We start from the raw sequence: 23,364 nt of genomic DNA, 5'->3' as shown, positions 1-23,364 counted from the left end.
GAGAAGATTTGATTGGTTATTATTAATTTTATCAAAATAACGTCTTAAATAAAAATCTGCACCTTACTGAGTTGGAGATTTAGTCCAACTTTTGGGGTGCAGATCAGAAAGCGAACCGCTCTTTTGATTAACTATGTTGATGATAAATGGCTAATTAATAAAGAAACACAAAATACAACACTATCGCCACCACAAAACGGTAAATTGCGAACGGTACGAAGGAAATACGTCTAATCAGGTTGAGCAGCCATTTAATCGCTAACATCGCCACGATAAACGCCATCACGAAACCGACGGCAAACATCGGCAAATCGTCGAGGGAAAGAAAGTGCCAGCTTTTATACAGATCCAACACGGTGGCGCCCATCATCATCGGCACGGCAAGCATAAAGGAGTATTCCGCCGCCGCATGACGTCCCACGCCCATCAACAAGCCGCCGGAAATCGTGGCGCCGGAACGGGAGAAGCCCGGAGATAAGGCAAGACATTGGAACACGCCGATGGCAAACGCTTGTTTATAGCTGATTTGATCGACCGTATTTGCCGTGACGCGCGGGCGGAATTTTTCCGCAATCAATAATAAAATACCACCGATGACTAAAGAGTAGATGACGTTTTCAACATTGAACCATGATTTAATCGTGCTGTGAAACGCCAAGCCGATCACCACCGCCGGAATCATGCCTAAAATAATATGCAATAGGGTCAAGTGCGGTTGGCTGTGATCGGGTTTGACGCCGAAATGAATGCCGATTAAGCCGAACATTTTGCGCCAAAATACCACCACCACCGCAAGAATCGAACCTAACTGAATAATCACCTCAAAAGTCGACGCTTTTTCGCCGGTGAAACCTAAAAAATGTGCGGCGATAATCAAATGTCCGGTCGAAGACACCGGCAAAAACTCGGTCAAGCCTTCAACGATCCCTAAAATCGCAGCAATAAATAATTCTGACATGTTGTTTCCTTTTTTGAATTAACCTGTTCATTGATTGATAAATTCTCCCTCCGTCCTTCGGATCCCCCCTCCGCAAGCGGAGGAAGTAGCATTTTTCACCAGAAAAATGGGGAAAAGAGATTAGCCAAAAACCGACTTACGCATACTCAATGCCAAAACTGATCACCTCGGCAATCTCTTGTTGCCCCAACGCAATCATCATTAACCGATCCACCCCCAGCGCCACACCGGAACATTGCGGCATTCCTTGCTGTAAAGCCGAGATAAACCGTTGATCGATTTCTCGTTGCGGCAACCCCATTGCCGCGCGCTGTTTGTTGTCGCGTTCAAAACGGTGCAACTGTTCGTTTGCGTCGGTCAGTTCATTAAAACCGTTCGCCAATTCCAACCCTTTATAATAAAACTCAAAGCGTTCGGCAACCCGATGATCCTCCGAACTGATTTGTGCCAATGCCGCTTGTGAAGTCGGGAAATAGTACACTGCCGTCGGTCGGTCCTGTCCGATTTTCGGTTCCACCACTTGGCTGAATAGAAATTGCAATAAGGTATCGCGATTCTCATTCTCCGCGCCGACCAAACCGTGTTCTTTGGCTTTTTTAATCAACTCGCTTTTTTCCGCTGACAACGGATCGAGGCCGACATATTCCTGAAAAATAAACTGATAGCTGAAGGATTCCGCCGGTTCGCAATCCAAAATCTGTTGCAATAAGTCATCCACTTCATTAATCAAACGGTACATATCAAAGTGCGGTCGGTACCATTCCAACATGGTAAATTCCGGGTTGTGATGGCGTCCGGCCTCTTCATTGCGGAACACTTTGCAGATCTGAAAAATCGGGCCGCTACCCGCCGCCAACAAGCGTTTCATGTGGTATTCCGGGCTTGTGCCCAAAAACAGCGGTTTTTCCTGCGCTTGAAATGGCGCGGTAAAACGGGTTTCAAACACCGACAAATGCACATCGGTGACGCCGTATTCGCTTAAAATCGGCGTTTCCACTTCCAGTAGCCCGCGATCAATGAAAAAGCTGCGTAATTCCGCCGTAATCCGCGCTCTGGCGATAATGTTTTTAATCGGCGCGCTCGGCTGCCATTGCTGTTGTAAAATCATAACTATGATATCCAAAATAAAGTCCGATTATTGGCAAGATAGTCAATTGCAAAAGTAGGGGCGGATTAGATATCCGCCCGAACCGCACTTTGCATTTTTTCATTGCAGATTAAATACTTATACCGCACTTCGTAAACGGGCGGATATCTAATCCGCCCCTACGCTACTTCATCAATGACTTTGCCAATAATCTACTTGCCCGTAAACATTAGGTGCACATTTTATCGATTATCCAGCCATGCGACAATCGAATCTTCATTTCAGCGAGACTGAATACCTGACCATAAAAGTAAGTTATTCAATCGACTAACTTTTTTGAGGTAGATCACGAAACGTTTTCTTTTTCGGCGTATTTGGGAAAAAACAATTAAGTTGTCATTAAAAAAATGGCAGAATGACCTTGATCAAAAATGCAAACCCTTATTCATTTTACTTTTTGACGTTATATCATTTACTTTTACTCATACCTGAACTGGAGGAATATCGTGCAAACTGTTAATGTCGATATTGCAATTGTGGGCGCAGGCGGCGGTGGTTTACGGGCTGCAATCGCAGCGGCGGAAGCCAATCCTAACCTGAAAATTGCATTAATATCAAAAGTATATCCGATGCGTAGTCATACTGTAGCCGCCGAAGGTGGCGCTGCTGCGGTCATCAAATCTGAAGATAGTTATGACAAGCATTTCCACGATACGGTTGCCGGCGGTGACTGGCTGTGCGAACAAGATGTGGTCGAACATTTTGTCGAACATTCGCCGATTGAGATGACCCAACTGGAACGTTGGGGCTGCCCTTGGAGCCGCCGTGAAGATGGCGAAGTCAATGTACGCCGCTTCGGCGGCATGAAAATCGAACGGACATGGTTCGCCGCCGACAAAACCGGTTTCCACTTGTTGCACACCTTATTCCAAACCTCTATCCAATTCCCGCAAATTATCCGTTACGACGAACACTTCGTATTGGATATTTTGACCGATGACGGTCATGCCCGCGGCGTGGTCGCAATGAATATGATGGAAGGCACTTTGGTGCAAATTAATGCCAATGCGGTGGTGATCGCCACCGGCGGCGGTTGCCGAGCCTTCCGTTTCAACACTAACGGCGGTATCGTAACCGGCGACGGTTTGTCGATGGCATATCGTCATGGCGTGCCGTTACGTGATATGGAGTTCGTACAATATCACCCGACCGGCTTGCCGAATACCGGGATTTTAATGACCGAAGGTTGTCGCGGCGAAGGCGGTATTTTGGTCAATAAAGACGGCTATCGGTACCTGCAAGACTACGGTCTCGGACCGGAAACCCCGATCGGGAAACCGGAAAACAAATATATGGAACTGGGGCCGCGCGATAAAGTTTCGCAAGCCTTCTGGCAAGAGTGGCGTTTGGGGCGCACCCTGAAAACCGCCAAAGGCGTGGACGTGGTGCATTTAGATCTGCGTCATTTGGGTGAGAAATACCTGCATGAACGCCTGCCGTTTATCTGCGAATTGGCGAAAGCCTATGAAGGCGTGGATCCGGCGAAAGCCCCGATTCCGGTACGTCCGGTGGTGCACTACACCATGGGCGGGATCGAAGTGAACCAACAAGCCGAAACCCGTATCAAAGGTTTGTTCGCCGTGGGCGAGTGCGCCTCTTCCGGCTTGCACGGTGCGAACCGTTTGGGTTCTAACTCGTTGGCGGAATTGGTGGTGATCGGTAAAGTTGCCGGCGAATATGCGGCACAAAGAGCGGTCGAAAGCCAAAACGTGAATAGCGCCGCGGTTGATGCACAAGCGAAAGATGTGGTTGGTCGTTTACAAGCGCTGTTGGATCAAGAGGGCAACGAAAACTGGTCGCAAATCCGTGATGAAATGGGCGATTCAATGGAAGAAGGTTGCGGTATCTACCGTACCGAAGAATCCATGCAGAAAACCGTGGATAAAATTGCCGAACTGAAAGAGCGCTTCAAAAAAGTGCGTGTTTCCGACCGTTCCAGCGTGTTCAACACCGATATTCTCTACACCATTGAATTAGGAACGATTTTAGACGTGGCACAATCTATTTCTTCTTCTGCGATTGCACGGAAAGAATCACGCGGTGCGCACCAACGCTTAGACTATGTGGAACGTGACGACACCAACTATTTGAAACATACGCTGGCTTATTACAATGCCGACGGTGCACCACGCATTGAATACAGTGATGTGAAAATCACCAAATCTCAACCGGCGAAACGGGTGTACGGTGCGGAAGCGGAAGCCGCAGAAGCAGCAAAGGCGAATAAGGAGTAAGCGAAATGGGAAATTTAGCAATGAAAACAATGACCGTTGAAGTGCTTCGTTATAACCCGGAAGTGGATAAAGAACCTTATTTGAAAGCCTACCAAGTGCCGTATGACGAGCAAACCTCGTTATTGGATGCGCTGGGTTATATCAAAGATCAGCTTGATCCCGAACTGTCTTACCGTTGGTCTTGCCGGATGGCGATCTGCGGTTCGTGCGGCATGATGGTGAACAACAAACCGAGTTTGGCGTGTAAAACCTTCTTGCGTGACTACAGCGGTCATATGCGGGTTGAAGCCTTGGCGAACTTCCCGATTGAACGCGATTTGGTGGTTGATCTCAGCCACTTCATTGAAAGTCTGGAATCAATCAAACCGTATATTATCGGCAATAAAGCGCCTCCGGGCGAACGCACCAAGCAAACCCCGGCACAGTTGGAGAAATACCGCACTTTTTCAATGTGTATCAACTGTGGCTTGTGTTATGCCGCTTGTCCGCAATTCGGTTTGAATCCTGAGTTCGTCGGTCCTGCGGTCTTGACATTGGGACATCGTTACAACCTGGATAACCGCGACAACGGCAAAGCCGAGCGCTTAAAAATCATGAACGGTAAAAACGGCGTGTGGACTTGTACTTTCGTCGGCTACTGCTCGGAAGTCTGCCCGAAACACGTTGATCCGGCGGCAGGTGTCAACCAAGGCAAAGTCGAGTCGGCCAAAGACTACGTTATTGCCATGCTGAAACCGCAAAAGTAAGGAGAAAAGAATGACTACGACAACCAGCAAACGCAATAAATACGTGCGTGAAGTCAAAGCCGATTGGTGGAAAAAATTGGATTTCTACAAAATGTATATTTTGCGCGAATCCACCGCACTTCCGACCATTTGGTTCTGTATCGTTCTGCTTTACGGTTTCTTATGCTTAGGTAACGGCACCTTTGAAACCAGTTTTGTTTCCTTCCTGAAAAATCCGTTGGTGATTATTCTCAGCGTGATTACGATGGCAGGCGTGGTATTCAATACGGTGACGTGGTTCGGCTTAACCCCGAAAGCGTTAAACCTGATCTACAAAAACGAACGTGTGCCGCAATCTGCCATTAAAGGCTTGATGTGGGTGATCACCGCTGCGGTTTCTATGCTGACATTAATTCTTGTATATATCTAGGAGGAAAACGATGAAACAAGCTCCAAAACGTTCCAATGAACCTGTGGTATGGCTGTTATTCGGCGCAGGCGGAACCATCAGTGCCATTGTTTTTCCGGTGTTGGCATTAATCCTGTTATTCCTCTACCCGCTGGGATTAGTCGATTCCGCTAACATGGTCGCCTTTGCGCAAAGTATTATCGGCAAACTGATTTTGCTTGCCGTGGCAATCTTCCCGATGTGGGCTGGCATGCACCGCTTACACCACGGTATGCACGATTTCAAACTGCATATCCCGGCAAGCGGCGTGATCTTCTACGGTTTAGCCTCCCTGTATTCGGTGTTGGTGTTCTTTGCGGTGATTAATATCTAACCGCACTTTACAACCTCACAATAATTACTAAAGCTAAGCAGGGCGGATATCTAATCCGCCCTGCTTTTTGCAATGAAGAATGCGCATTTTTTAGCTACCCGCCTATTTCCGTCAAACGGCTACGCCACCACCGACACACTTTTCACCTGTGCATACACCCACATGCCGACCGAGAGTTTTAATTCCGCCAATGCCCAGCGGCTGATTGAGGCGCCGAACTGCAAACCATCGGCGTTTAACCGCACTTCCACTTGTTGCGCTTGGGTTTCTATTTCAGTGATTTGGCACGCCAACACATTGCGGATACTGCTGCCCTTTGCCGGTTGGAGAATAATCGAGACATCGGAGCTGTAAATGCAGATCCGCACCAAATCGCCGACATTTTTCTGCGCCACTGCATGAATCCACAACGGCTGTCCGGCGAAATTTAACGCCGTCATTTGATACAGCGGGTGGTGCATTTCAATCGGCAAGCTGAAAACCGCACTTTGTTGCCGTTGCGCCGCCTGCCCTTTCCACGGTAAGAAATGCTCACTTTGCCAAATGTTTTCCAATTCATCAAATGCCGCCACCTTGCCTTGCCGCATTAAAATAACCCGCTGCGCCAAGCGTAGCAGTTCGTCTAAACTGTGGCTGACATACAGAATCGGAATTTGAATCTCTTTTGCCAAACGATCGAGATAATCCAACAACTCTTGTTTGCGCGGCAGATCAAGTGCGGCTAACGGCTCGTCCATTAGCAATAATTCCGGCTCAGTGAGCAGCGCCCTGCCTATCGCCACCCGTTGTTTTTCGCCGCCGGACAGGGTGAGCGGATAGCGTTTCAGCAAAGGCTCAATGCCCAATAATTCGATAATTTCTTGATAAACGGCTTTGTTGACCTTTTTCATGCCGTAGGCTAAATTGCCTTTCACCGTGTAATGCGGAAACAGACGCGCGTCTTGGAACACATAGCCAAGATGGCGTTGTTCCGGCGGCAAATTGATGTTGCGCGTGGTATCAACCAACGTGCGCTCGTTAAGCTGAATATAACCTTGATCGGGCGTGGACAGCCCACTCACCAAATTAATCAGCGACGATTTGCCACTGCCCGATAAGCCGAAAAGTGCGGTCACGCCGTTGGACGGAATTTGCAAGTTGGCACTTAACGCCAAACTGCCAAGCTGTTTTTTAACATGAATTTCAAGCATTTTTTATCCTTGCTCGTTCTGCCCCAGTCGATATTTTGCACGCCGCGCCAACCATTCGGACAACACCAACGACAGCAAGGCAATAATGATCGCAATAATGCACAAACGCGCCGCCGCGCCCTCTGCCGACGGGGTTTCGATAAAAGAGTACATCGCCAGCGGAATGGTTTGGGTTTCGCCGATAATATTCGAGACAAAGGTAATGGTTGCGCCAAACTCGCCTAATGACCGGGCAAAACCCAACACTAAACCGGCGAGAATGCCCGGAAAGGATAATGGCAAAGTGATGGTGAAAAACACCCGCCACGCCGACGCGCCCAAGGTACGCGCCGCTTGTTCCAATTTCGGGTCGACATTTTCCAACGCCAAGCGAATGGCACGCACCACCAACGGAAACGCCACCACCGCCGAAGCCAGCACCGCACCGCGCCAACTAAACGCCACGCTGAAATCAAACCATTGATACAGATATTTGCCGATGAAACCGTTGCGCCCGAAACCAACCAACAACAGATAACCAATCACCACCGGCGGCAGCACCAACGGCAAATGAATAATGCCGTCCAATAGGTTTTTACCGTAAAAATCATAGCGGGCAAACAGCCAAGCAACAAAAATTGCAAACGGTAAGCTGATTAACATGGCAAACAACGCCACTTTCAAGCTGAGCCGAATGGCGCTGATTTCCGCCGGGCTCAGGCTGAGGGTTTGGATTATGCTGTCGATCAAAAGCGTTCCTTGATAAATTGTTTAAATAAAAGTGCGGTTAACATGCGCACTATAACAAAGCAGGGGCGGATTAGATATCCGCCCGTTTACGAAGTGCGGTATAAGCATTTAATCCATAATAAAAAATGCAAAGTGCGGTTCGGGCGGATATCTAATCCGCCCCTACACTGCCTAAGCGATTATTCTACGCTGAAGCCGTATTTTTGCAAAATCACTTTGCCTGCGTCCGAACGTAAAAATGCCATGAAATCACGCGCCGCTTGGCTGTCGTGTCCGCTGACAATCGCTGCCGGATATTCCACAGCTTCGTAGCTGCCGTCAGGAAACACCCCGACCACTTGTACTTTGTCACTGGCGGCGGCATCGGTGGCATACACAATCCCCAATGGCGCTTCGCCACGTTCAACCAGTGTTAATGCCGCACGCACATTTGCCGCGCGCGCCAGTTGTTTTTCCACTTTATCCCATTGATTTAATTTGGTTAATGCCGCTTTGGCATAAATCCCCGCCGGAACGTGCTCCGGATCGCCGACCGATAAAAAGTTTTTGCCTAAATAGCTCAGCCATTGATCGTTATTCAGATCGAATTTCAGTTCCCCCGCACTTTTCGGCGCGATCATCACCAATTTATTACCTGCGATAATTTCACGCGAATCCGCAATAATCTTGCCTTTTTGCTGTAAGAAATCCGCCCATTTCAGGTTAGCGGAAATAAACATATCCGCCGGGGCGCCTTCGTCAATTTGGCGTGCCAACACCGAAGACGACGCAAACGAGAACACAATATCACTGCCCGGCTGCTGTTTTTTATAAGTTTCCGCCGATTCTTGCAACACATTGGTCATCGAGGCGGCGGCAAATACGGTCAATTTTTGTTGAGCAAAACTGGGCAAAGAAAATACGGCAAGCGCTAACAATAACAAGGATTTTTTTAGATACTTCAACATAACATCTCCAAAAGTCGATTCTTTAGAATAAATAACATCGTCGGGCAATAATTGATATAACGGCTGTTCTGTTTATCGCGACAAACACCACGTTATAGCAAAAATTATATAGCGTTATTCGATGATGTCCAGCCCGAATGCCTATTGTTATCGTCTGTTTTGTTTTAAAATACCAATACGATCACATTTTTACGGAACGATGATTATGGCTGATATTGAAATGGATTTAAGCGTCAAACTGCAACAGCAGCTGTTTGTTGATCCAAGACGGATTGCATTATTAAAAGCCATTCAGCAATGCGGCTCAATTTCACAGGCGTCGAAACGCTGCCAACTGAGTTATAAAACCGCGTGGGATAACCTGAATGCGATGGATTTAATCAGCCCGAAACCGTTATTGCAGCGCAACAGCGGCGGCAAAGAAGGCGGCGGCACACGTCTTACCGCCTATGCCGAGCGCCTGTTGCGCCTGTATGAATTGTTGGAACAAACCCAACTGCGTGCATTTCGTATTCTGCAAGACGAAAGCGTGCCGCTCACCAGCCTGCTGTCGGCAACGGCAAAATTCAGTCTGCAAAGCAGCGCGCGTAACCAGTTAATCGGTCATGTGCGCGCTTTACGTCCGCAAGGATTAAATACGAATGTTGAAATAGAAGTCAACGGCTTGCCTGACCCCGTCACCGCCACCATCACCCAAGCCAGTTGCGAACGCCTGCAATTGCAAGCGCAACAAGAGTTATTGCTGATGTTCAAAGCGCCGTGGCTGACCTTGCGACACCAACCACTTGCCGCAATCAATCGTTTTCAAGGGGAAATCAGTGCACTTCGGCAACAGCAAAACGGCAATGAAGCCCTAATCCGTATCACGCCAAATATCGAACTGTGCGCCAGCTATCAAGACAGCGAACACTATCAGATCGGCGAAACGGTGTATGTCAGCATTGAGCCGCAGAAAATTATTTTGTTGGCGTTGTAAATTTGTTATTGGCAAAAATAGCTGATGAGACAAAGTAGCAACCGTATTTCCAAAAAACAGGAAACACGGTTGCTACTTTGAATAATGCAAATCAAGGTCGTTCAATTCAATATCACTGGATATTTAATACAAAATCAGTGCGGCGCAAACCAAACTCGGAGCAAAAGGCAGTTCCAGTTGCCGCCAATGCCGATGACTTTCATGCCCGCATATTCGTCGAATGAAAATCCAGAGTAAGCTGAAACTGCTTGCCAGTAATAACAATAACGGCAAATCCTCCGCCGGAAAAAAAGCGGCAAGTGCGGTTACCAGCCAGCAATCTCCCTCGCCGAACACTTCCCGTTGATAAAACCAACGGCTCAGCATGAAAAACAGGCTGATAAACAATAATGCAAGCAACAGGCTTTGTACGCTTTCGGCGAGTGTAATCAGGGCAAGCTGCTGCCAACCGCCGAACAGTGCCAATAGCAACAACTGTTGGCACATCAGGGTTGAAATCAAGCGGTAGTGCCAATCCACTAGCGCAATTGCCGTCAGTATCGCCAGACAATATAACCACCAAATTTGTTGTAACAACGGGGCTTGCGCGGTGCTGATCATCAGCGCAATCACAACAAAGCTCAACGGCAAATAACGCCAGGGTTTGTTTAACGGCGATAACCATTGATTGTGCGGGGCGAGCGTGATATTCAACAGCGGCGCATAGTAATCTTGATAGTGGTTATGCAAAATGCGGTTAAAACGCAACGCAAAATCATTGGTATAACGCTGCACCCAATAGCCGAACAGTGCTGCAATCGGCAGCAACAAAATAAGATTGGCAAACATCAACCCAACATCGCCCCCATATCGAAAATCGGCAGATACATGCCTAGCATTACCGCACCGATTAAACCGCCGATCAGCAGCATTAACAAGGGTTCAAGCAGTTGCGACAACAGATCGATTTGGTGATCCAATTGGCGCTGGTAATTATCAGCAATATGCTGCAACATCTGTGCCAAACAGCCGCTCTGCTCACCGACAACCAACATTTGCTGCGCCTGTTGCGGAAACCAACGGCTGCTGACACTTTGCGAAAAGCGATAGCCGCGCTGTAATAATTGCAGACTTTGCGCAATATCCTGTTGCAATACGCTTGGCGCACTCTCATCGCTAGGTAAAAATGTGTGCAACGCTTGATTTAGCGGAATCCCCGCTTGCAACATCAGCGCCAGATTACGACTGGAATCCACCAGATTACCCAGCTGCGATAACCGCCCAAACAACGGCAATTTTTGCAATAGCGCAAATATCAGCGCGCGAAACCGGCGATTGTGGCGATACGCATATTGCGCGCCGCCAATCAATAAAATCAGCAATAGCAACAAACGTCCGCCATAATCCTGCAACGTCTGCGAAAGAGCAAGCAACATACGGGTAACGTGCGGTAATTGCTGTTGATTCTGTTGATACATTTCGGCAAATTGCGGCACGATAAATAACAGTAACAACACGGTTAACCCCAGCGAAACAGCCAATACAATCAACGGGTAGAGTAAGATTTTCTGTAATTTGCGCTGTAACGCCAATTGTTCGGCTTTATCCGTGGCAATTTGCCGGCAAATTTGCGCCAAACGCCCGCTGGCTTCGCCGATACGGATTAATTGGCGATCACGTTCACTCAGGTAATCCGGGTTGTGCCGCAACACCTGCGAAAAACTATAGCCGCTTTCAATCCCGTGCAATAATTGTTGCAACCAATGCAATAATTTTTCCTGTTGGCAGTGCTGCTGCAAGATCAACAACACATTTTTTAGCGGCAGTGCCGCTTGCAGCAACAATGCCATTTGTTGCATTAATTCGCTAATTTCCGCTGCTTTCACGCGCTTCGACCAACGCCAATTACGCTGTATTTTCAGTTGCTGCAACCCGCGCGCCAATAAAATCGCTTCCGCTTCTTCGCGGTTTTCCGCCAACAGGCTGCCACACTGTTCGCATTGCAGCGCATTCAATCCGCGCCATTGGTATTCCGCCATTACGCCTCCCGACGCCCCAACACGCGGTGCAATTCGGCGTAGTCGGTTATGCCGCTATCCACTTTTTCTACCCCGCTTTGATACAAACTGTCGAAATCCAGATTGTAACTGAAATCCGAAAGCGTAAAGTGCGGTGTTAAAAACTGATAAGTGCCGATTCGTCCTGCGTATCCGTGCTGGCACTGAGCACAATCCCCGTTTTGACATTCGCAACGCCGCCGCAATAGGCGCTGCGCCACCACCAACAATAAACAGGAGGCGATTTCATACTCCTTTACCCCCAACTGCTGCAAACGTGCAATTGCCGACGGCGCGTCGTTAGTATGCAATGTCGAAAGGACTAAATGCCCGGTTTGCGCCGCGCGAATCGCCATCACCGCACTTTCCTCATCACGGATTTCCCCCAACATAATCACATCGGGATCTTGGCGCAAAAAGGTGCGCAGCAGCTGTTTGAAATCTAAACCAATGGCTAAATTGACCTGTGTCTGTACAATGCCATCCAGGCTGATTTCAATCGGATCTTCTGCGGTCAAAATATGTTTTTCTTGGCTATTCAAACTGTTAAGTGCGGTATAAAGCGAAATGCTTTTGCCGCTGCCGGTCGGACCGGTCACCAGAATCAAGCCCTGCGGTTGTCGCAATGCCTGCGCAAATGCCTGTTGCTGCGCGTTGTTCATGCCCAATTCGGAAAATGCCAAAGTAACCGGTTTATTTTGTTGTAAACGCAGCACCGCCTTTTCGCCCAATCGGGTCGGCAAAATCGACAGGCGCAAATCCAACACGTCATTAAAGGTGGTGCTAAATTGAAAGCGACCGTCTTGCGGCAAGCGGGTTTCGGCAATATCCAACTGTGCCAACAGCTTGACGCGCGAAATCAAACGCGCGGCAAAAGTGCGGTTGATCTGCTGAATCAGCGTCATCACGCCGTCAATCCGAAACCGCACTTGCAAGCCGTCGCCATTCGGTTCAAGGTGAATATCCGACGCGCGCCGTGCCATGGCTTGTTCAAACAGTTGCTCCAGCAACTGAATAATCGGCTCGTCCTGCGTGGTTTGCGCCTCGGGCTGGATTTGATATTGATATACCGCTTGCGCATAGTCCTGCACTTGATCCGCTTGCGGCGAGAGCTGTTGCAGGGCGGCTTTCAACACCGCACTTTCCAACACCACAACCTCAACCGCCTTATCGTGCAAAAAGGCGAAAACCTCAGCGGCATTGAGATTTTGATCCGACTCCACCCCGAGCCATAGGCAATCTTCCTCTTCCTGCAACGGCAAGGCAAAATAGCGCAATAACAGCGCTTGCTGCTGACAATTTTTCTGCCAAAGTGCGGTTTCAATCTGAAAAAACCGCCCGTCGGCACTGGTTAACTGATAACTCACCGCACTTTCCTTATATCATGACTACTGAGAACAAAAACCGCTTGGGAAAATCGAGGTATCCGAACCGTTACACGCCACCGACCAGCTAATTGCCGAACCGTTGCCGCCACTTGCCGTCATGACATAACTGTAACCCTCTAAACTGGCGCGCCCTGTAACCGTGATTTTTCCGCCGGCGGTTTCAATCGTTTTGATATATTTTGATTTATTGGTTTCCGCTTTATTCGCCTGAATGCCATTGCTGCCTGCGCTGCAATTGGTGGTCGCGCCGGTGTTATAAATGCAAAGTTCAACCTCTCCGCGGTAAGGCGTCGAGGCTTGCAATAATTCGGATAATGCCGCCTTGCGCGTGTGATTTTGGTACGACGGAATGGCAATCGTCGCCAAGACTGCGATAATTGCGATCACGATCATCAGTTCCACTAACGTAAAGCCTTTTTTCCATTGAGATTTTGCCAACATATTTCCTCCTGATTTTGGTTAGCCTTTGTGTATAATTGGCACACGAGAGGTTACAAAATTCAGGCAAAAAAGCGAAAGCCTGCAACAATTATTGGAATTCGGATCGCAAAATGACAAATTTATGTCCCAAAACGATTGAAAACGGTTGGCTAGCGCCGGTACGGCGACTTGTTTCACCGCACTTTGATTCACGCCCCGAACCACGGGATATCTCTCTGTTGGTGATTCACTACATCAGCCTGCCGCCGGAGCAGTTTGGCGGCGATTTTATTGACCGTTTTTTTCAAGGGAAATTAGATCCCGACGCACATCCTTATTTTGCTGAAATTCAGGATTTACGCGTCTCGGCACATTGTTTGATCAACCGCGCAGGGCAAATTACGCAATATGTCAATTTCCACGATCGCGCCTGGCACGCCGGTTTGTCTTGTTTTGAGGGGCGGGAAAAATGCAATGATTTTGCCATTGGCATTGAGTTGGAAGGCTCGGACAATCAACCGTTTAGCGAAGCGCAATACCGCACTTTGCAACACTTGACTCCGTTAATAATGCAAACTTATCCGCAAATCACTAAAGCGCGGATCGTCGGACATTGCGACATCTCCCCCGGGCGGAAAATCGATCCGGGGAAATATTTTAATTGGGCGCGGTATTTGGGAGGGCTTTAATTTTTGTTTTGCGATCTGATATTTTCGCCTTGCGGCGAAACCCGATAGCAACTTTAAGATGAACGAAAAAAATCCGCTACAATCGCTTGTAACGGATTTTTCATCTAATACTTATTATGAAAAACTAAAAAAGTCTTTCACCGATTGCCACCAGCCCTTATTTTCCTCTAACTCTAACGGCTTGATGTCCGAATTTTGGGTTTCCGGCAACGGCTTGTCCAAATGGAAATCATTGACTACGCCGCGTTGGTTGAAATTCACCGTCAAAGTGTGTTGCTGCGGCTCTTCGTAGCCTTTTTGTTGCAGATAGACATAGTACCAAGTATAGCTGCTGTATGGGTCGGTCAATAACGGCGTGCCTAACAGATACTGCACCTGTTCCTGCGTCATCCCGTTTTGCAACTGCGCCACTTGCTCGGCTTGCAAATAATTACCCTGCGGCACATCAATCCGATAAACCAATTTATTATATAACGAGCACGAGGTGACACTGATACTGAGCAAAAGAATCGTTAAAACAGATTTCAATCTCATCTTTTTTCTACCTTTTTATTCTGAATTGTTACGGATAATACCTAAAGTTAACAAAAATGCCAATATATTTAAGCGTCGGACTTGGCAAAACGTTGCAGCTGATCACGCAAATTTGCCGGCAAACCTTTAATCGTCAAACTATCATTCTGTTCATCCCACTCAATGCGTTCGTTGAGCAAAACTGCGTCAAAACTCAGGGTAACGCCTTTGCCCGAACCGGAAAATTTGGTCAGCGATTTTAACGCGCCCGATACCGGCGGAATACTGTCTGCCAATTCATATTCGTGTTCACGGCTGAACTGCCCGAAATCCTGCTGGTTTAGACTCGGCAAACTGTCGGAAAGTTCCTGTAAAATAATTTCTTCACCGACTTTTAATTGCCCTTTGCAATAATCAAACGCCTGCTTTTTCACTTCCTGCGTTTGTTTGACATCCAATTCGCCCTGTTGACAAAAATCATCCACTGCCTGTAACAAGGTTAAATTCTGCTGTTTCGGATCAAAGCCGCTATCCGCACCTAAAAAATCCATAAAGAAATCAGATACTTTACGCCCGACGCGTCCTTTTATAAAACTCAAATAACGGGTGGAAGAAGCGGACAGTTGCAACTCGGTTAAATTAATCCGTGCCGCGATATCATATTGGCTGATATTCAAATACGAAGTCTGCCGAATGTCGAGCTTATCATCCACCAACATGCTGTAACGGCTGTCGAGCAGCGCAATAAACAGATAATCGGTCGCCAAAAAGGTATATTCGCAGAAAATAAAAGTGCCGCTCTCGGCAAAGGCATATTTGCCCAACTCTTTTGCCAGTTGCCCGGCGCTTTGCTGGCTGAAATCGAGAAATGTCAGTTCATTTTCTAAAAAACGGTTCAGTTGGCGCGCAAATTGCGATTCGTTTTGGAATACGCCGTATGCTTGCGCCTTGCCTTGATAATTCTGGTGCAGTTGCAACATCATTTGCTGAATTTCATCACTGACCGGTAGCAGTTGCGCCCGCAAACGCGTGAGCAAGCGTTCATTTTCCGCTTCCTGGTTTTCGCTTAATGACAGTTGGTGCAGAATAATCTGTTTAACTTCTATACTCATGGGTTATCCGTTTATTTTGGGGATTGAAAACCGCGTTATTATACGCAATTCCGCCTCGCTTTTTTAGCGGTAATCTGAAAAATATGCTAATATCGCCAACAATCCTCTCCTTTAACATTATGGGTGACAAAAGTTATGGCAACACAATCAAAATACAGCGATCAACAAGTGCAGGCCTTATTAAACGATTTGGCAGCGGTGTTGGAAAAACATCAGGCGTCGGTCGATCTGTCGTTGATGGCGTTAGGGAATACGGTCACCAACTTATTATATTCCAGTGTGGGGCGCAATCAGCAGCAAGCGTTAGTCGACGCGTTTTGCCATGCATTGAAAAACTCGCTCAAACCGCACGAATAACCGTACTTTAGGCCGAACTATGCTGAAAATTCCGCGCCAATATTGGGAATCCACCTCACAAAAAATTTCGTGGGGGCATTGGTTTACGTTTTTCAATATTATTGCGGCGATTCTTATCGGCTCACGTTACGCCTTTATCGCCGATTGGCCGGCAACGCTGATTGGCAAAGTCTATTTCTTTTTAAATATTCTCGGGCATTTCAGCTTTATTGTCTTCGCCCTGTATCTGCTGATCCTGTTCCCGCTCAGTTTTCTGATTAAAAATCCTTACACTTTTCGCGCTGTCGGGGTGGTGCTATCCACTTTGGGGTTAACCCTGCTACTGTTGGATAGCGAGGTTTTCAACCGTTTCCATCTGCATTTATCGGTGCTGATTTTGGACATTTTGATCAATCCCGACAATGGCGATTTGGCGCGTAACTGGGAACGGTTCTTTGTGCCAATGCCGACGATTTTTTTGATCGTCATGCTGTTTTCACGCTGGTCGTGGGAAAAATTGCGCAGCTTGGAACGGCAAAAATGGATCCGCCAAGCCGCTTATTTTCTCATGTTTTGCTTTGTCAGCTCACACTTACTGTATGCTTGGGCGGATGCCTATTTTTACCGTCCGGTCACGGTGCAAAAAGCCAATTTGCCGCTTTCTTACCCGATGACGGCGCGTAAATTCTTAGAAAAAAACCAGCTGCTTAATCGGGATCAACATCAAGATCAGCTCAGCCGCAGCGGACGCTTAGACGCACCTTATTTGGATTATCCGAAACACGCCCTGCAATTTTCGCAGCAGCGTCAAAAACCCAATATTCTGTTAATCAATATTGCCGGCTTACGCTATGATGCGATCCAAGCGGAAACCATGCCGTCGCTCTCGGCTTTACGTGAAAGCGCACTGGATTTCCAACAAAATTACAGCGGCGGCAATAGCCAGAACGGGGCGTTGGTCAGCCTGTTTTACGGCTTAAATGCCAATTATTTCGACAGCCTGCTCAGCCAACGCCAAGCCTCCGTCTGGGTCGAACGCATGCAGCAGTTGGATTACCGTTTCGGTCTGTTCGTGACCGCGCCGGTCAAATCACCACTTTACAACCGTTCGTTGTTTAAACAACATGCATTGTCTTTCAACAATGCCTCCAATCAGCAAACGACCCGCCAATGGCTGAATTGGTATCAAAAACAGAGCGATAAACAAAGCTGGTTTAGTTATCTGCAATATGATTTATTGGGCGTGATGACCAATTATTCAGCGACTGATCCGAACGAACAGCAGCAATATTACCGTCGCCAATTAACTGAAATTGATCGTCAGTTAAGCCGAATCCTACCGCACTTGGCGGCGGATACGGTGGTGATCGTAACCGCAGATCAGGGTTATTCCTATCAAGTGGAAAACAATCGCAACGCCAATTATTTCGGACGTGATCGGATTCAAGTGCCGCTACTGATCCGCTTGCCGAATCAATCGGCGCAACAAATCACCCATATCAGCTCGCAAATGGATCTTGTGCCAACACTGATGGAACACATTTTTAACGCGCAAAATCCACTTTCGGATTATACACAAGGCGATGATCTGTTTAACCTCGACGGCACCCGTGCAGATTGGGTATTTGTTGCCAACCAACGCTGGAATGTGATTATCACCAATAATGGTGAACAATATCATATTGATTCTCAAGGCGAATATCAAAAATACAGCCGCGATTACCAACCGCTAGCCTCGGAAAAACCACCGTTGGCACTATTCCTGCAAGTGTTTAGCCGCGACAGGAATTTCTTGTTGCGCTGATGGCAAACCAAAGTGCGGTTTAACCGCACTCAGATTGTAGACAAACTGACTTCTCTCCCTCCGCGTGCGGAGGGAGTACCATTTTTCGCAAGAAAAATGGGGAGGGAGGGGTAATATGAAAATGCAACATATTAATTAAAATGATTTATGCCTCCCTCCGTCCTTCGGACACCTCCCTCCGTATACGGAGGGAGGGAAATTATTAGAAAAAGAGACTTTGTCATCAGCTTGAGTACGGTTTAACCGCACTTTAACCTGCTAAGGCAGAGGAACAATCGCAATCGTTTTACCGAGTGACGCAAGCATTTTTAATAAGGTATTTAATTGTGGATCTGATGTACCTTTTTCAATGCGTGCAATCACCGGTTGCTTCACGCCGCTGAGTTCTTCCAATTTTTTCTGCGAAACACCGAGCTTTTGCCTCGCGCGGATTAGTTCGCCAATCAAAGCAATCCGCAAATCGCTTTCTCTCATTTCCTCGGCACTAAATACTGTTTGTTCAAATTCGGTCCAATTTGTGACGACAGGGTTCGCCGGCGGTTATGCCGTGTTCACTTAAAATTTTAGGCTTGCGCAACAATCCCCTCGGCACACACATACGCCGAGCTCCACGCCCATTGGAAGTTGTAGCCGCCGAGCCAGCCGGTGACATCGAGCACTTCGCCGATAAAATACAGACCGGGAATCGCATTGGCTTGCATGGTTTTGGAGGAAATGGCGGCGGTATCCACACCGCCTAAGGTGACTTCGGCGGTGCGGTAGCCTTCCGTGCCGTTGGGGTCGAATTGCCAGTGGTGGATAAGCTGTTCCAGTTGCTGCAACCGCACGTTGGAGAGTTGCGCAATCGCTTGATCATCGAATAGTTCCAGTTCAAGCCACAATTCCACCAAACGTTTCGGCAAAATGCGCCCAAGTGCGGTTTTTAGTTGTAATTTCGGCGAAGTTTGGCGCAGTTCGCATAGATAATCGCTGATGTTTTGCTGTGGCAATAAATCAATCGTAAGGGGTTGGTTCGGTTGCCAATAGTTGGAAATTTGCAACATCGCCGGGCCGGAAAGTCCGCGATGGGTGAACAACATTTGGTTGCAAAACTGTTTGCCGGATTGCGCTTCTACATTGACCGCCAAGGATACGCCGGCTAATTGCGCATAAGGCTTGTCTTGTTCGCGCCAAGTGAACGGCACGAGAGCGGCACGCGGTGCGATGACGTTTAAGCCGAACTGCTCCGCCAATTTATAACCGAAGGCGCTGGCACCTAACGCCGGCATGGAAAGACCACCGCTCGCCACCACGAGATTTTGACAGCGTAAAACGTTACCGTTGCTTTGCAAGCGAAACCGCACTTGGCTGTTGTCGGCATTTTCCACTTGCTCGACTGCACCGACTTGCTGGCGCAATTGGATTTCAACCCGCCCTTTTCGGCACTCTTTCAGCAATAAATCGACAATGTCCTGTGAGCTGTTGTCGCAAAACAGTTGTCCCGACTCTTTTTCGTGATAAGCAATGCCGTGTTCGGCAACGAGCGCAATGAAATCCCATTGCGTATAACGTGCCAACGCAGATTTAACGAAGTGCGGATTGCGGCTGAGATAGTGCTGTGGCGTGACATCCAAATTGGTGAAATTACAGAAGCCGCCGCCCGCCATTAAAATTTTGCGCCCGACTTTTTTGCCGTTATCCAGCACCAACACCGATTTTCCGGCTTGTCCCAAACGGGCGGCGCAAAATAAACCTGCCGCCCCTGCGCCGATAATCACCACGTCATAGTCTGTTTTTTGCATTGCTTGCCCATCTCTCAACTGAAAAAGGCGATTATAACGCAATTTAATGTTGCATTCCGCCTAACATTTCTGCCGCTTGCAAATTTTGAATCAAACTGCGCCGATCCAAATCATGATGATTGCTGTCTAAAATCTGCTGCCAGTAAACCCGGGCTTGGGTGTAATCACCGCGCCCGAACGCGTCGGCTGCAAGCAGCGACAAGGCGCGCAGTTGGTTTGGATCTTGCTGTAGCGATAACTCAAGCCATTTTTTGGCTTTATCGGTTAATTTTTTGTCGGCTTGATAGTAAAGTGCGGTTGCGGCGGCAGCAAGTAATTCGCTGTTTGCGCCGAGCAGATATTCGGCACGGGTGAACGATTCCAACGCATTGGCGTACTCTTCCGCTTGCAAATAATTCAGCCCCAACTGAAACCAGTTTTCGCCGTTGTTATAATCGGCACGCAATGCATTTTGCAACTCTTGCCGATATTGTTGCCGCTGTTCGCCGCCGCTTTGCACCACTTGTGCTTTCAGTGTTGCCCCTTGCTGCCAAGCGCTACAACGTCCGCTCAGGCTGTAGACGAACACCGCACTTGCTCCGATAAGCGCGGTAACAGCGAAAATAGACAAAAAATTAAAACGAGAGGGGTTTACTTTTTCTGCCGAGCAGACTGCGCCAACCGCACTTTGCCCCTCCGCTTGCCGCTTTAATTCAGACCGCACTTGCCCTTTTGCTTTACGCCATAATAAAACGCCAGCCAACAACAGCAAAGCAAAAGGCGCGCCCCATAGCAGCCAAGTGGTTGTTTTGAAAGGCGGATCGTAGCGCACAAAATCGCCGAAACGTGCCGTCATCTGTTCTACAATCTGTTGATCGCTCACGCCTGCGTCGGCTAATTTATAGACTTCAAGGCGTAAATCGTAGGCTATCGGCGAATTGGATTCGACCAGATTCTGATTTTGGCATTGCGGACAGCGCAATGATTTCGCCAGATTGACCGCTCTGACCCGTGTTTCTGCTGATTGAAACGGGTAAGTATCCACAATTTCAGCGTAACCTGTTGCGCCGATTAGCAGAGCAAACAACAGCACGCCGCATACTTTCAATTTATGCCACATGTTATTGCCCCCTTGCCGTTGAAAGTGAAGGCGGAAATTGTTGCAACAATTGTTGTAGTAATGGCACAAACTGCTGTTGCCACACGGTTTGATCCAATTCACCCGCATAACGGAAACGGATAATGCCGTCGCCGTCGATTAAATACGTTTCCGGCGCGCCATACACGCCCAACGCCAATGCCAGTTTGCCATCGCGGTCATTCAATACTTTCGCGAACGGATTGCCTTTCGCGATTAACATCTGCCGCGCCGATTGCGGATTGTCACGATAATTCAAGCCGTAAAGCAGATATCCCTGCCGTTGTAACTGCATTAAAAACGGATGTTCAGTAATACAACTCGGACACCAGCTGCCCCACACATTGAGTAAAAACGGTTGCTTCGGCAAAGTGCGGTTATCAATCTGTTGTGTCGGATGTAGCAAATCCGGTAATTGGAATTCCGGCAAGGGTTTTCCTTGTTGCACTAATGCCAATTGTGATGGGTCGCGCTGCAAACCAAGCAACAACATCGCCCCTAATGCCAACAGGGCGAATAATGGTAGAAACAAGGCTATCCGTTTTTTCATGCGGCTTCCTTATGGTTGACTTGGGTGTCCGGCTTAACGTAGCGCCGCAAACCAATCGACAAAAATGCCGCCAATGCCATCAGCAAGCCGCCGAGCCACAGCCATTGAATCAACGGTTTATAGTGGAAGCCGAAGGAATACCGCTGCTCGGGGGATTTATCGCCTAATACCACATATAAATCGCCCAAAATACCGCTTTTTAATGCCACTTCGCTCATCATGCTGTTGCGAATATCATAAAAACGTTTTTCCGGGTATAAATCAAATTGCTCGCCATTATGAGTGACGCGTAAGCGGGCGGTATCGGTGGTGTAGTTCGCCGCAAGGCGGTATTCATTCGCTTTAAAATCAAAATGATAACCATGCAGTTGTGCGTTTTCTCCCGGGGCGAGTTTTATGCCCAGATCAGAAGCGTAATACCCGCTCATTATCGCCGCAATCACCACCAGCGCGACTCCGCCATGCCCGAATAACATCGGAAGTGCGGTAATAAAGCGCTGTTGACGATAGCTGCGCCATGCCGCAAACAATAAACCGAACAACAGCCAAAATCCTAGCAAGACAAACATAAACGGCAGCCACTGCCACGTTTTTAACGAGTCCAGCCAAATATTCCAGGCGATCACCCCGTAAGCGCAAACTAATGCCGGCAGCAAACTCAGCAGATACCGTCGCCAGAAAAGCCAGCGTCCGTTCAGCCACAATAACATCATCAACAAACTCAGCAGGACTAACGGCGTAAAAATGGTATTAAAATAAGGCGCGCCGACCGAGATCGAGCCGAACCCAAAGGTGCTGAACAGTAACGGGTAAAATGTGCCTAACAGCACGCTGAACGCCGCAATCGCGCTCAGAATATTCAGTAACAATAATGCCGTCGGTTGTGAAAACCAATGCGGGTTAGACCGCACTTCGCTTAGCTTGGCATTGAAAGCGAACACCGCCAAGCCCAAACCGCTAAACAGGAAAAACATCGCCAACAGTGCATAACCACGCGACGGATCAATCGAAAAGGCATGAACCGAAGTGATCACCCCCGAACGCACGATAAAAGTTCCCAATAATGACGCAGAAAATGCCAACAGCGATAACAGCAAGCTCCAGTAGGGATATAAGCCGTGTCGTTGGGTAGCGATCAAACTGTGGATTAAACCCAAACCGAGCAACCATGGTATGAGGGAGGCATTTTCGACCGGATCCCAAAACCACCAGCCGCCCCAACCCAGCTCATAATATGCCCACCATGCGCCAAGTAAAATACCGCAAGTGAGCCAGCCCCAGCTGAGTAATGCCCAGCTTCGGCTGTAACCGGCAAAAATCCGGTTATCGGTTTTACACAACAGCGCCACAATCGACAGGGCGAAATTCAATGCAAAACCGACGTAACCGAGATAAAGTAACGGCGGGTGAAACACCAGTGCGATATCTTGCAACATCGGATTGAGATCACGCCCCTGAAACGGTGCCGGGAACAAGCGTTCAAACGGATCGGATAAAACCAAGGTATAAAGACAAAGTGCGGTGTAAACCAAGGCAAGCACCGCCACAACCCGAGCGCTAAACAAGCGCTCTGCCGAGCGGTTGAACACGGCAAACAGCATTGTCCATAATGACAAAGTCACCAGCCAGAACAACATCGAGCCTTCATGCCCCCCCCAGGTTGCGGCGATCTTAAATAGCAACGGCAATTCCGTATTGGAATGGGAAGCAACATACAATACTGAAAAATCATCGCGGGCGAAACTGTAGGCTAGAATTGATATTGCCGCCAGTGCAAAGAAAAAGAGTAAGGAGGACAGCGGCGTGGTAGCCGATAAAAAACGCGCTCGCTGCGGCAAAAACGGTATCAGCAACAACAAAAGTGCGGTGACAAGACTGCAAATTAACGCAAAATAACCGAATTCTGGAAGCATTTTGTTTCACTCAAATA

At 48.1% G+C, this 23,364-nt stretch carries 24 protein-coding genes; 8 read left to right on the top strand and 16 right to left on the bottom strand.

Translation table 11 applies throughout. The features are described from left to right. Positions 1-154 precede the first annotated feature (154 nt). Both bacA and epmA read right to left on the bottom strand, forming a co-directional pair. Complete coding sequence (bacA, locus tag ACWA50_RS06780) at positions 155-958, bottom strand: undecaprenyl-diphosphate phosphatase (protein WP_431050990.1); 804 nt, start codon at positions 956-958, stop codon at positions 155-157. A 136-nt stretch (positions 959-1,094) separates the two neighbouring features. Continuing rightward, on the bottom strand, positions 1,095-2,066 hold the full coding sequence (epmA, locus tag ACWA50_RS06775; protein ID WP_431054312.1) for an elongation factor P--(R)-beta-lysine ligase: 972 nt from the start codon (positions 2,064-2,066) through the stop codon (positions 1,095-1,097). Positions 2,067-2,551: 485 nt separating this feature from the next. Between epmA and frdA the strand changes: the two genes are divergently transcribed. The 4 genes from frdA to frdD are packed head-to-tail and all read left to right on the top strand — an operon-like array spanning position 2,552 to position 5,846. Next, on the top strand, positions 2,552-4,339 hold the full coding sequence (gene frdA, locus ACWA50_RS06770) for a fumarate reductase (quinol) flavoprotein subunit (protein ID WP_431050988.1): 1,788 nt from the start codon (positions 2,552-2,554) through the stop codon (positions 4,337-4,339). 20 nt (positions 4,340-4,359) lie between these two features. Beyond that, positions 4,360-5,085: a succinate dehydrogenase/fumarate reductase iron-sulfur subunit gene (locus ACWA50_RS06765; RefSeq protein WP_431054311.1), complete on the top strand. Its 726-nt coding sequence runs from the start codon at positions 4,360-4,362 to the stop codon at positions 5,083-5,085. Positions 5,086-5,095: 10 nt separating this feature from the next. Continuing rightward, complete coding sequence (frdC, locus tag ACWA50_RS06760) at positions 5,096-5,494, top strand: fumarate reductase subunit FrdC (RefSeq protein ID WP_431050986.1); 399 nt, start codon at positions 5,096-5,098, stop codon at positions 5,492-5,494. Between the two features lie 10 nt (positions 5,495-5,504). Further along, positions 5,505-5,846 (top strand): fumarate reductase subunit FrdD, encoded by a 342-nt coding sequence (gene frdD, locus ACWA50_RS06755; RefSeq protein ID WP_431050984.1) that lies wholly within the window; start codon positions 5,505-5,507, stop codon positions 5,844-5,846. Positions 5,847-5,965: 119 nt separating this feature from the next. On the opposite strand, the gene modC is transcribed toward frdD, so the two are convergent. The 3 genes from modC to modA all read right to left on the bottom strand — a co-directional run bounded on the left by modC (position 5,966) and on the right by modA (position 8,712). Further along, positions 5,966-7,036, bottom strand: a complete 1,071-nt coding sequence (modC, locus tag ACWA50_RS06750; protein ID WP_431050982.1) for a molybdenum ABC transporter ATP-binding protein ModC — start codon at positions 7,034-7,036, stop codon at positions 5,966-5,968. Positions 7,037-7,039: 3 nt separating this feature from the next. Further along, positions 7,040-7,765, bottom strand: coding sequence for a molybdate ABC transporter permease subunit (gene modB, locus ACWA50_RS06745; RefSeq protein ID WP_431050980.1), 726 nt, complete (start codon positions 7,763-7,765; stop codon positions 7,040-7,042). Positions 7,766-7,944: 179 nt separating this feature from the next. Beyond that, on the bottom strand, positions 7,945-8,712 hold the full coding sequence (modA, locus tag ACWA50_RS06740; protein ID WP_431050978.1) for a molybdate ABC transporter substrate-binding protein: 768 nt from the start codon (positions 8,710-8,712) through the stop codon (positions 7,945-7,947). Between the two features lie 205 nt (positions 8,713-8,917). On the opposite strand from modA, the gene ACWA50_RS06735 reads away from it, so the two are divergent. Further along, positions 8,918-9,688, top strand: a complete 771-nt coding sequence (locus tag ACWA50_RS06735) for a TOBE domain-containing protein (protein ID WP_431050977.1) — start codon at positions 8,918-8,920, stop codon at positions 9,686-9,688. Positions 9,689-9,811: 123 nt separating this feature from the next. Here ACWA50_RS06735 and ACWA50_RS06730 read toward each other — a convergent pair whose 3' ends face one another. From ACWA50_RS06730 to ACWA50_RS06715, 4 genes are read right to left on the bottom strand one after another with little or no spacing between them, the layout of a single operon-like run. Further along, positions 9,812-10,516 carry a prepilin peptidase gene (locus ACWA50_RS06730; RefSeq protein ID WP_431050975.1) on the bottom strand — a complete coding sequence of 235 codons (705 nt, stop codon included), beginning with the start codon at positions 10,514-10,516 and terminating at the stop codon, positions 9,812-9,814. Beyond that, complete coding sequence (locus ACWA50_RS06725; RefSeq protein ID WP_431050973.1) at positions 10,516-11,706, bottom strand: type II secretion system F family protein; 1,191 nt, start codon at positions 11,704-11,706, stop codon at positions 10,516-10,518. Before ACWA50_RS06725 ends, ACWA50_RS06730 begins: the two co-directional genes overlap by 1 nt. After that, on the bottom strand, positions 11,706-13,091 hold the full coding sequence (locus tag ACWA50_RS06720) for a GspE/PulE family protein (RefSeq protein WP_431050971.1): 1,386 nt from the start codon (positions 13,089-13,091) through the stop codon (positions 11,706-11,708). Before ACWA50_RS06720 ends, ACWA50_RS06725 begins: the two co-directional genes overlap by 1 nt. A gap of 21 nt (positions 13,092-13,112) precedes the next feature. After that, a complete protein-coding gene (locus ACWA50_RS06715; protein WP_431050969.1) occupies positions 13,113-13,553 on the bottom strand; it encodes a prepilin-type N-terminal cleavage/methylation domain-containing protein in 441 nt (146 codons plus the stop codon). Between the two features lie 110 nt (positions 13,554-13,663). On the opposite strand from ACWA50_RS06715, the gene ampD reads away from it, so the two are divergent. Further along, positions 13,664-14,221: a 1,6-anhydro-N-acetylmuramyl-L-alanine amidase AmpD gene (ampD, locus tag ACWA50_RS06710; RefSeq protein WP_431050967.1), complete on the top strand. Its 558-nt coding sequence runs from the start codon at positions 13,664-13,666 to the stop codon at positions 14,219-14,221. A 114-nt stretch (positions 14,222-14,335) separates the two neighbouring features. Here ampD and bamE read toward each other — a convergent pair whose 3' ends face one another. Continuing rightward, positions 14,336-14,755 carry an outer membrane protein assembly factor BamE gene (gene bamE, locus ACWA50_RS06705; RefSeq protein WP_431050965.1) on the bottom strand — a complete coding sequence of 140 codons (420 nt, stop codon included), beginning with the start codon at positions 14,753-14,755 and terminating at the stop codon, positions 14,336-14,338. 68 nt (positions 14,756-14,823) lie between these two features. After that, a complete protein-coding gene (gene yejK, locus ACWA50_RS06700) occupies positions 14,824-15,846 on the bottom strand; it encodes a nucleoid-associated protein YejK (RefSeq protein ID WP_431050963.1) in 1,023 nt (340 codons plus the stop codon). A 135-nt stretch (positions 15,847-15,981) separates the two neighbouring features. Between yejK and ACWA50_RS06695 the strand changes: the two genes are divergently transcribed. Both ACWA50_RS06695 and ACWA50_RS06690 read left to right on the top strand, forming a co-directional pair. After that, positions 15,982-16,203: a DUF1414 domain-containing protein gene (locus ACWA50_RS06695; protein ID WP_431050961.1), complete on the top strand. Its 222-nt coding sequence runs from the start codon at positions 15,982-15,984 to the stop codon at positions 16,201-16,203. A 19-nt stretch (positions 16,204-16,222) separates the two neighbouring features. Then, positions 16,223-17,986 carry a DUF3413 domain-containing protein gene (locus ACWA50_RS06690; RefSeq protein ID WP_431050960.1) on the top strand — a complete coding sequence of 588 codons (1,764 nt, stop codon included), beginning with the start codon at positions 16,223-16,225 and terminating at the stop codon, positions 17,984-17,986. 258 nt (positions 17,987-18,244) lie between these two features. Here ACWA50_RS06690 and ACWA50_RS06685 read toward each other — a convergent pair whose 3' ends face one another. From ACWA50_RS06685 to ACWA50_RS06665, 5 genes are all read right to left on the bottom strand, one after another. Continuing rightward, on the bottom strand, positions 18,245-18,460 hold the full coding sequence (locus ACWA50_RS06685; protein WP_431050958.1) for a helix-turn-helix domain-containing protein: 216 nt from the start codon (positions 18,458-18,460) through the stop codon (positions 18,245-18,247). Positions 18,461-18,549: 89 nt separating this feature from the next. Beyond that, positions 18,550-19,767 carry a BaiN/RdsA family NAD(P)/FAD-dependent oxidoreductase gene (locus tag ACWA50_RS06680; RefSeq protein WP_431050956.1) on the bottom strand — a complete coding sequence of 406 codons (1,218 nt, stop codon included), beginning with the start codon at positions 19,765-19,767 and terminating at the stop codon, positions 18,550-18,552. A 43-nt stretch (positions 19,768-19,810) separates the two neighbouring features. Then, on the bottom strand, positions 19,811-20,866 hold the full coding sequence (nrfF, locus tag ACWA50_RS06675; protein ID WP_431050954.1) for a heme lyase NrfEFG subunit NrfF: 1,056 nt from the start codon (positions 20,864-20,866) through the stop codon (positions 19,811-19,813). Between the two features lies 1 nt (position 20,867). Next, positions 20,868-21,434 (bottom strand): DsbE family thiol:disulfide interchange protein, encoded by a 567-nt coding sequence (locus ACWA50_RS06670; RefSeq protein WP_431050952.1) that lies wholly within the window; start codon positions 21,432-21,434, stop codon positions 20,868-20,870. Then, a complete protein-coding gene (locus tag ACWA50_RS06665) occupies positions 21,431-23,347 on the bottom strand; it encodes a heme lyase CcmF/NrfE family subunit (protein ID WP_431050950.1) in 1,917 nt (638 codons plus the stop codon). Before ACWA50_RS06665 ends, ACWA50_RS06670 begins: the two co-directional genes overlap by 4 nt. Positions 23,348-23,364 lie beyond the last annotated feature (17 nt).

The organism is Testudinibacter sp. P17/SS/0325, from assembly GCF_053570765.1.
Note: the sequence above shows the minus strand (reverse complement) of the source record. Positions and strands in the feature narration are given on the sequence as shown.

What these genes read in the sequence shown, in the direction of transcription:
- frdD (WP_431050984.1), top strand. Translation starts at nt 5,505, where the DNA reads ATGAAACAAGCTCCAAAACGTTCCAATGAACCTGTGGTATGGCTGTTA.
- frdC (WP_431050986.1), top strand. Translation starts at nt 5,096, where the DNA reads ATGACTACGACAACCAGCAAACGCAATAAATACGTGCGTGAAGTCAAA.
- ACWA50_RS06680 (WP_431050956.1), bottom strand. Translation starts at nt 19,767, where the DNA reads ATGCAAAAAACAGACTATGACGTGGTGATTATCGGCGCAGGGGCGGCA.
- ACWA50_RS06735 (WP_431050977.1), top strand. Translation starts at nt 8,918, where the DNA reads ATGGCTGATATTGAAATGGATTTAAGCGTCAAACTGCAACAGCAGCTG.
- bacA (WP_431050990.1), bottom strand. Translation starts at nt 958, where the DNA reads ATGTCAGAATTATTTATTGCTGCGATTTTAGGGATCGTTGAAGGCTTG.
- modA (WP_431050978.1), bottom strand. Translation starts at nt 8,712, where the DNA reads ATGTTGAAGTATCTAAAAAAATCCTTGTTATTGTTAGCGCTTGCCGTA.
- bamE (WP_431050965.1), bottom strand. Translation starts at nt 14,755, where the DNA reads ATGAGATTGAAATCTGTTTTAACGATTCTTTTGCTCAGTATCAGTGTC.
- ampD (WP_431050967.1), top strand. Translation starts at nt 13,664, where the DNA reads ATGACAAATTTATGTCCCAAAACGATTGAAAACGGTTGGCTAGCGCCG.
- ACWA50_RS06665 (WP_431050950.1), bottom strand. Translation starts at nt 23,347, where the DNA reads ATGCTTCCAGAATTCGGTTATTTTGCGTTAATTTGCAGTCTTGTCACC.
- nrfF (WP_431050954.1), bottom strand. Translation starts at nt 20,866, where the DNA reads ATGTGGCATAAATTGAAAGTATGCGGCGTGCTGTTGTTTGCTCTGCTA.
- ACWA50_RS06765 (WP_431054311.1), top strand. Translation starts at nt 4,360, where the DNA reads ATGAAAACAATGACCGTTGAAGTGCTTCGTTATAACCCGGAAGTGGAT.
- ACWA50_RS06695 (WP_431050961.1), top strand. Translation starts at nt 15,982, where the DNA reads ATGGCAACACAATCAAAATACAGCGATCAACAAGTGCAGGCCTTATTA.
- ACWA50_RS06715 (WP_431050969.1), bottom strand. Translation starts at nt 13,553, where the DNA reads ATGTTGGCAAAATCTCAATGGAAAAAAGGCTTTACGTTAGTGGAACTG.
- yejK (WP_431050963.1), bottom strand. Translation starts at nt 15,846, where the DNA reads ATGAGTATAGAAGTTAAACAGATTATTCTGCACCAACTGTCATTAAGC.
- ACWA50_RS06690 (WP_431050960.1), top strand. Translation starts at nt 16,223, where the DNA reads ATGCTGAAAATTCCGCGCCAATATTGGGAATCCACCTCACAAAAAATT.
- ACWA50_RS06730 (WP_431050975.1), bottom strand. Translation starts at nt 10,516, where the DNA reads ATGTTTGCCAATCTTATTTTGTTGCTGCCGATTGCAGCACTGTTCGGC.
- ACWA50_RS06725 (WP_431050973.1), bottom strand. Translation starts at nt 11,706, where the DNA reads ATGGCGGAATACCAATGGCGCGGATTGAATGCGCTGCAATGCGAACAG.
- ACWA50_RS06670 (WP_431050952.1), bottom strand. Translation starts at nt 21,434, where the DNA reads ATGAAAAAACGGATAGCCTTGTTTCTACCATTATTCGCCCTGTTGGCA.
- epmA (WP_431054312.1), bottom strand. Translation starts at nt 2,066, where the DNA reads ATGATTTTACAACAGCAATGGCAGCCGAGCGCGCCGATTAAAAACATT.
- modC (WP_431050982.1), bottom strand. Translation starts at nt 7,036, where the DNA reads ATGCTTGAAATTCATGTTAAAAAACAGCTTGGCAGTTTGGCGTTAAGT.
- ACWA50_RS06685 (WP_431050958.1), bottom strand. Translation starts at nt 18,460, where the DNA reads ATGAGAGAAAGCGATTTGCGGATTGCTTTGATTGGCGAACTAATCCGC.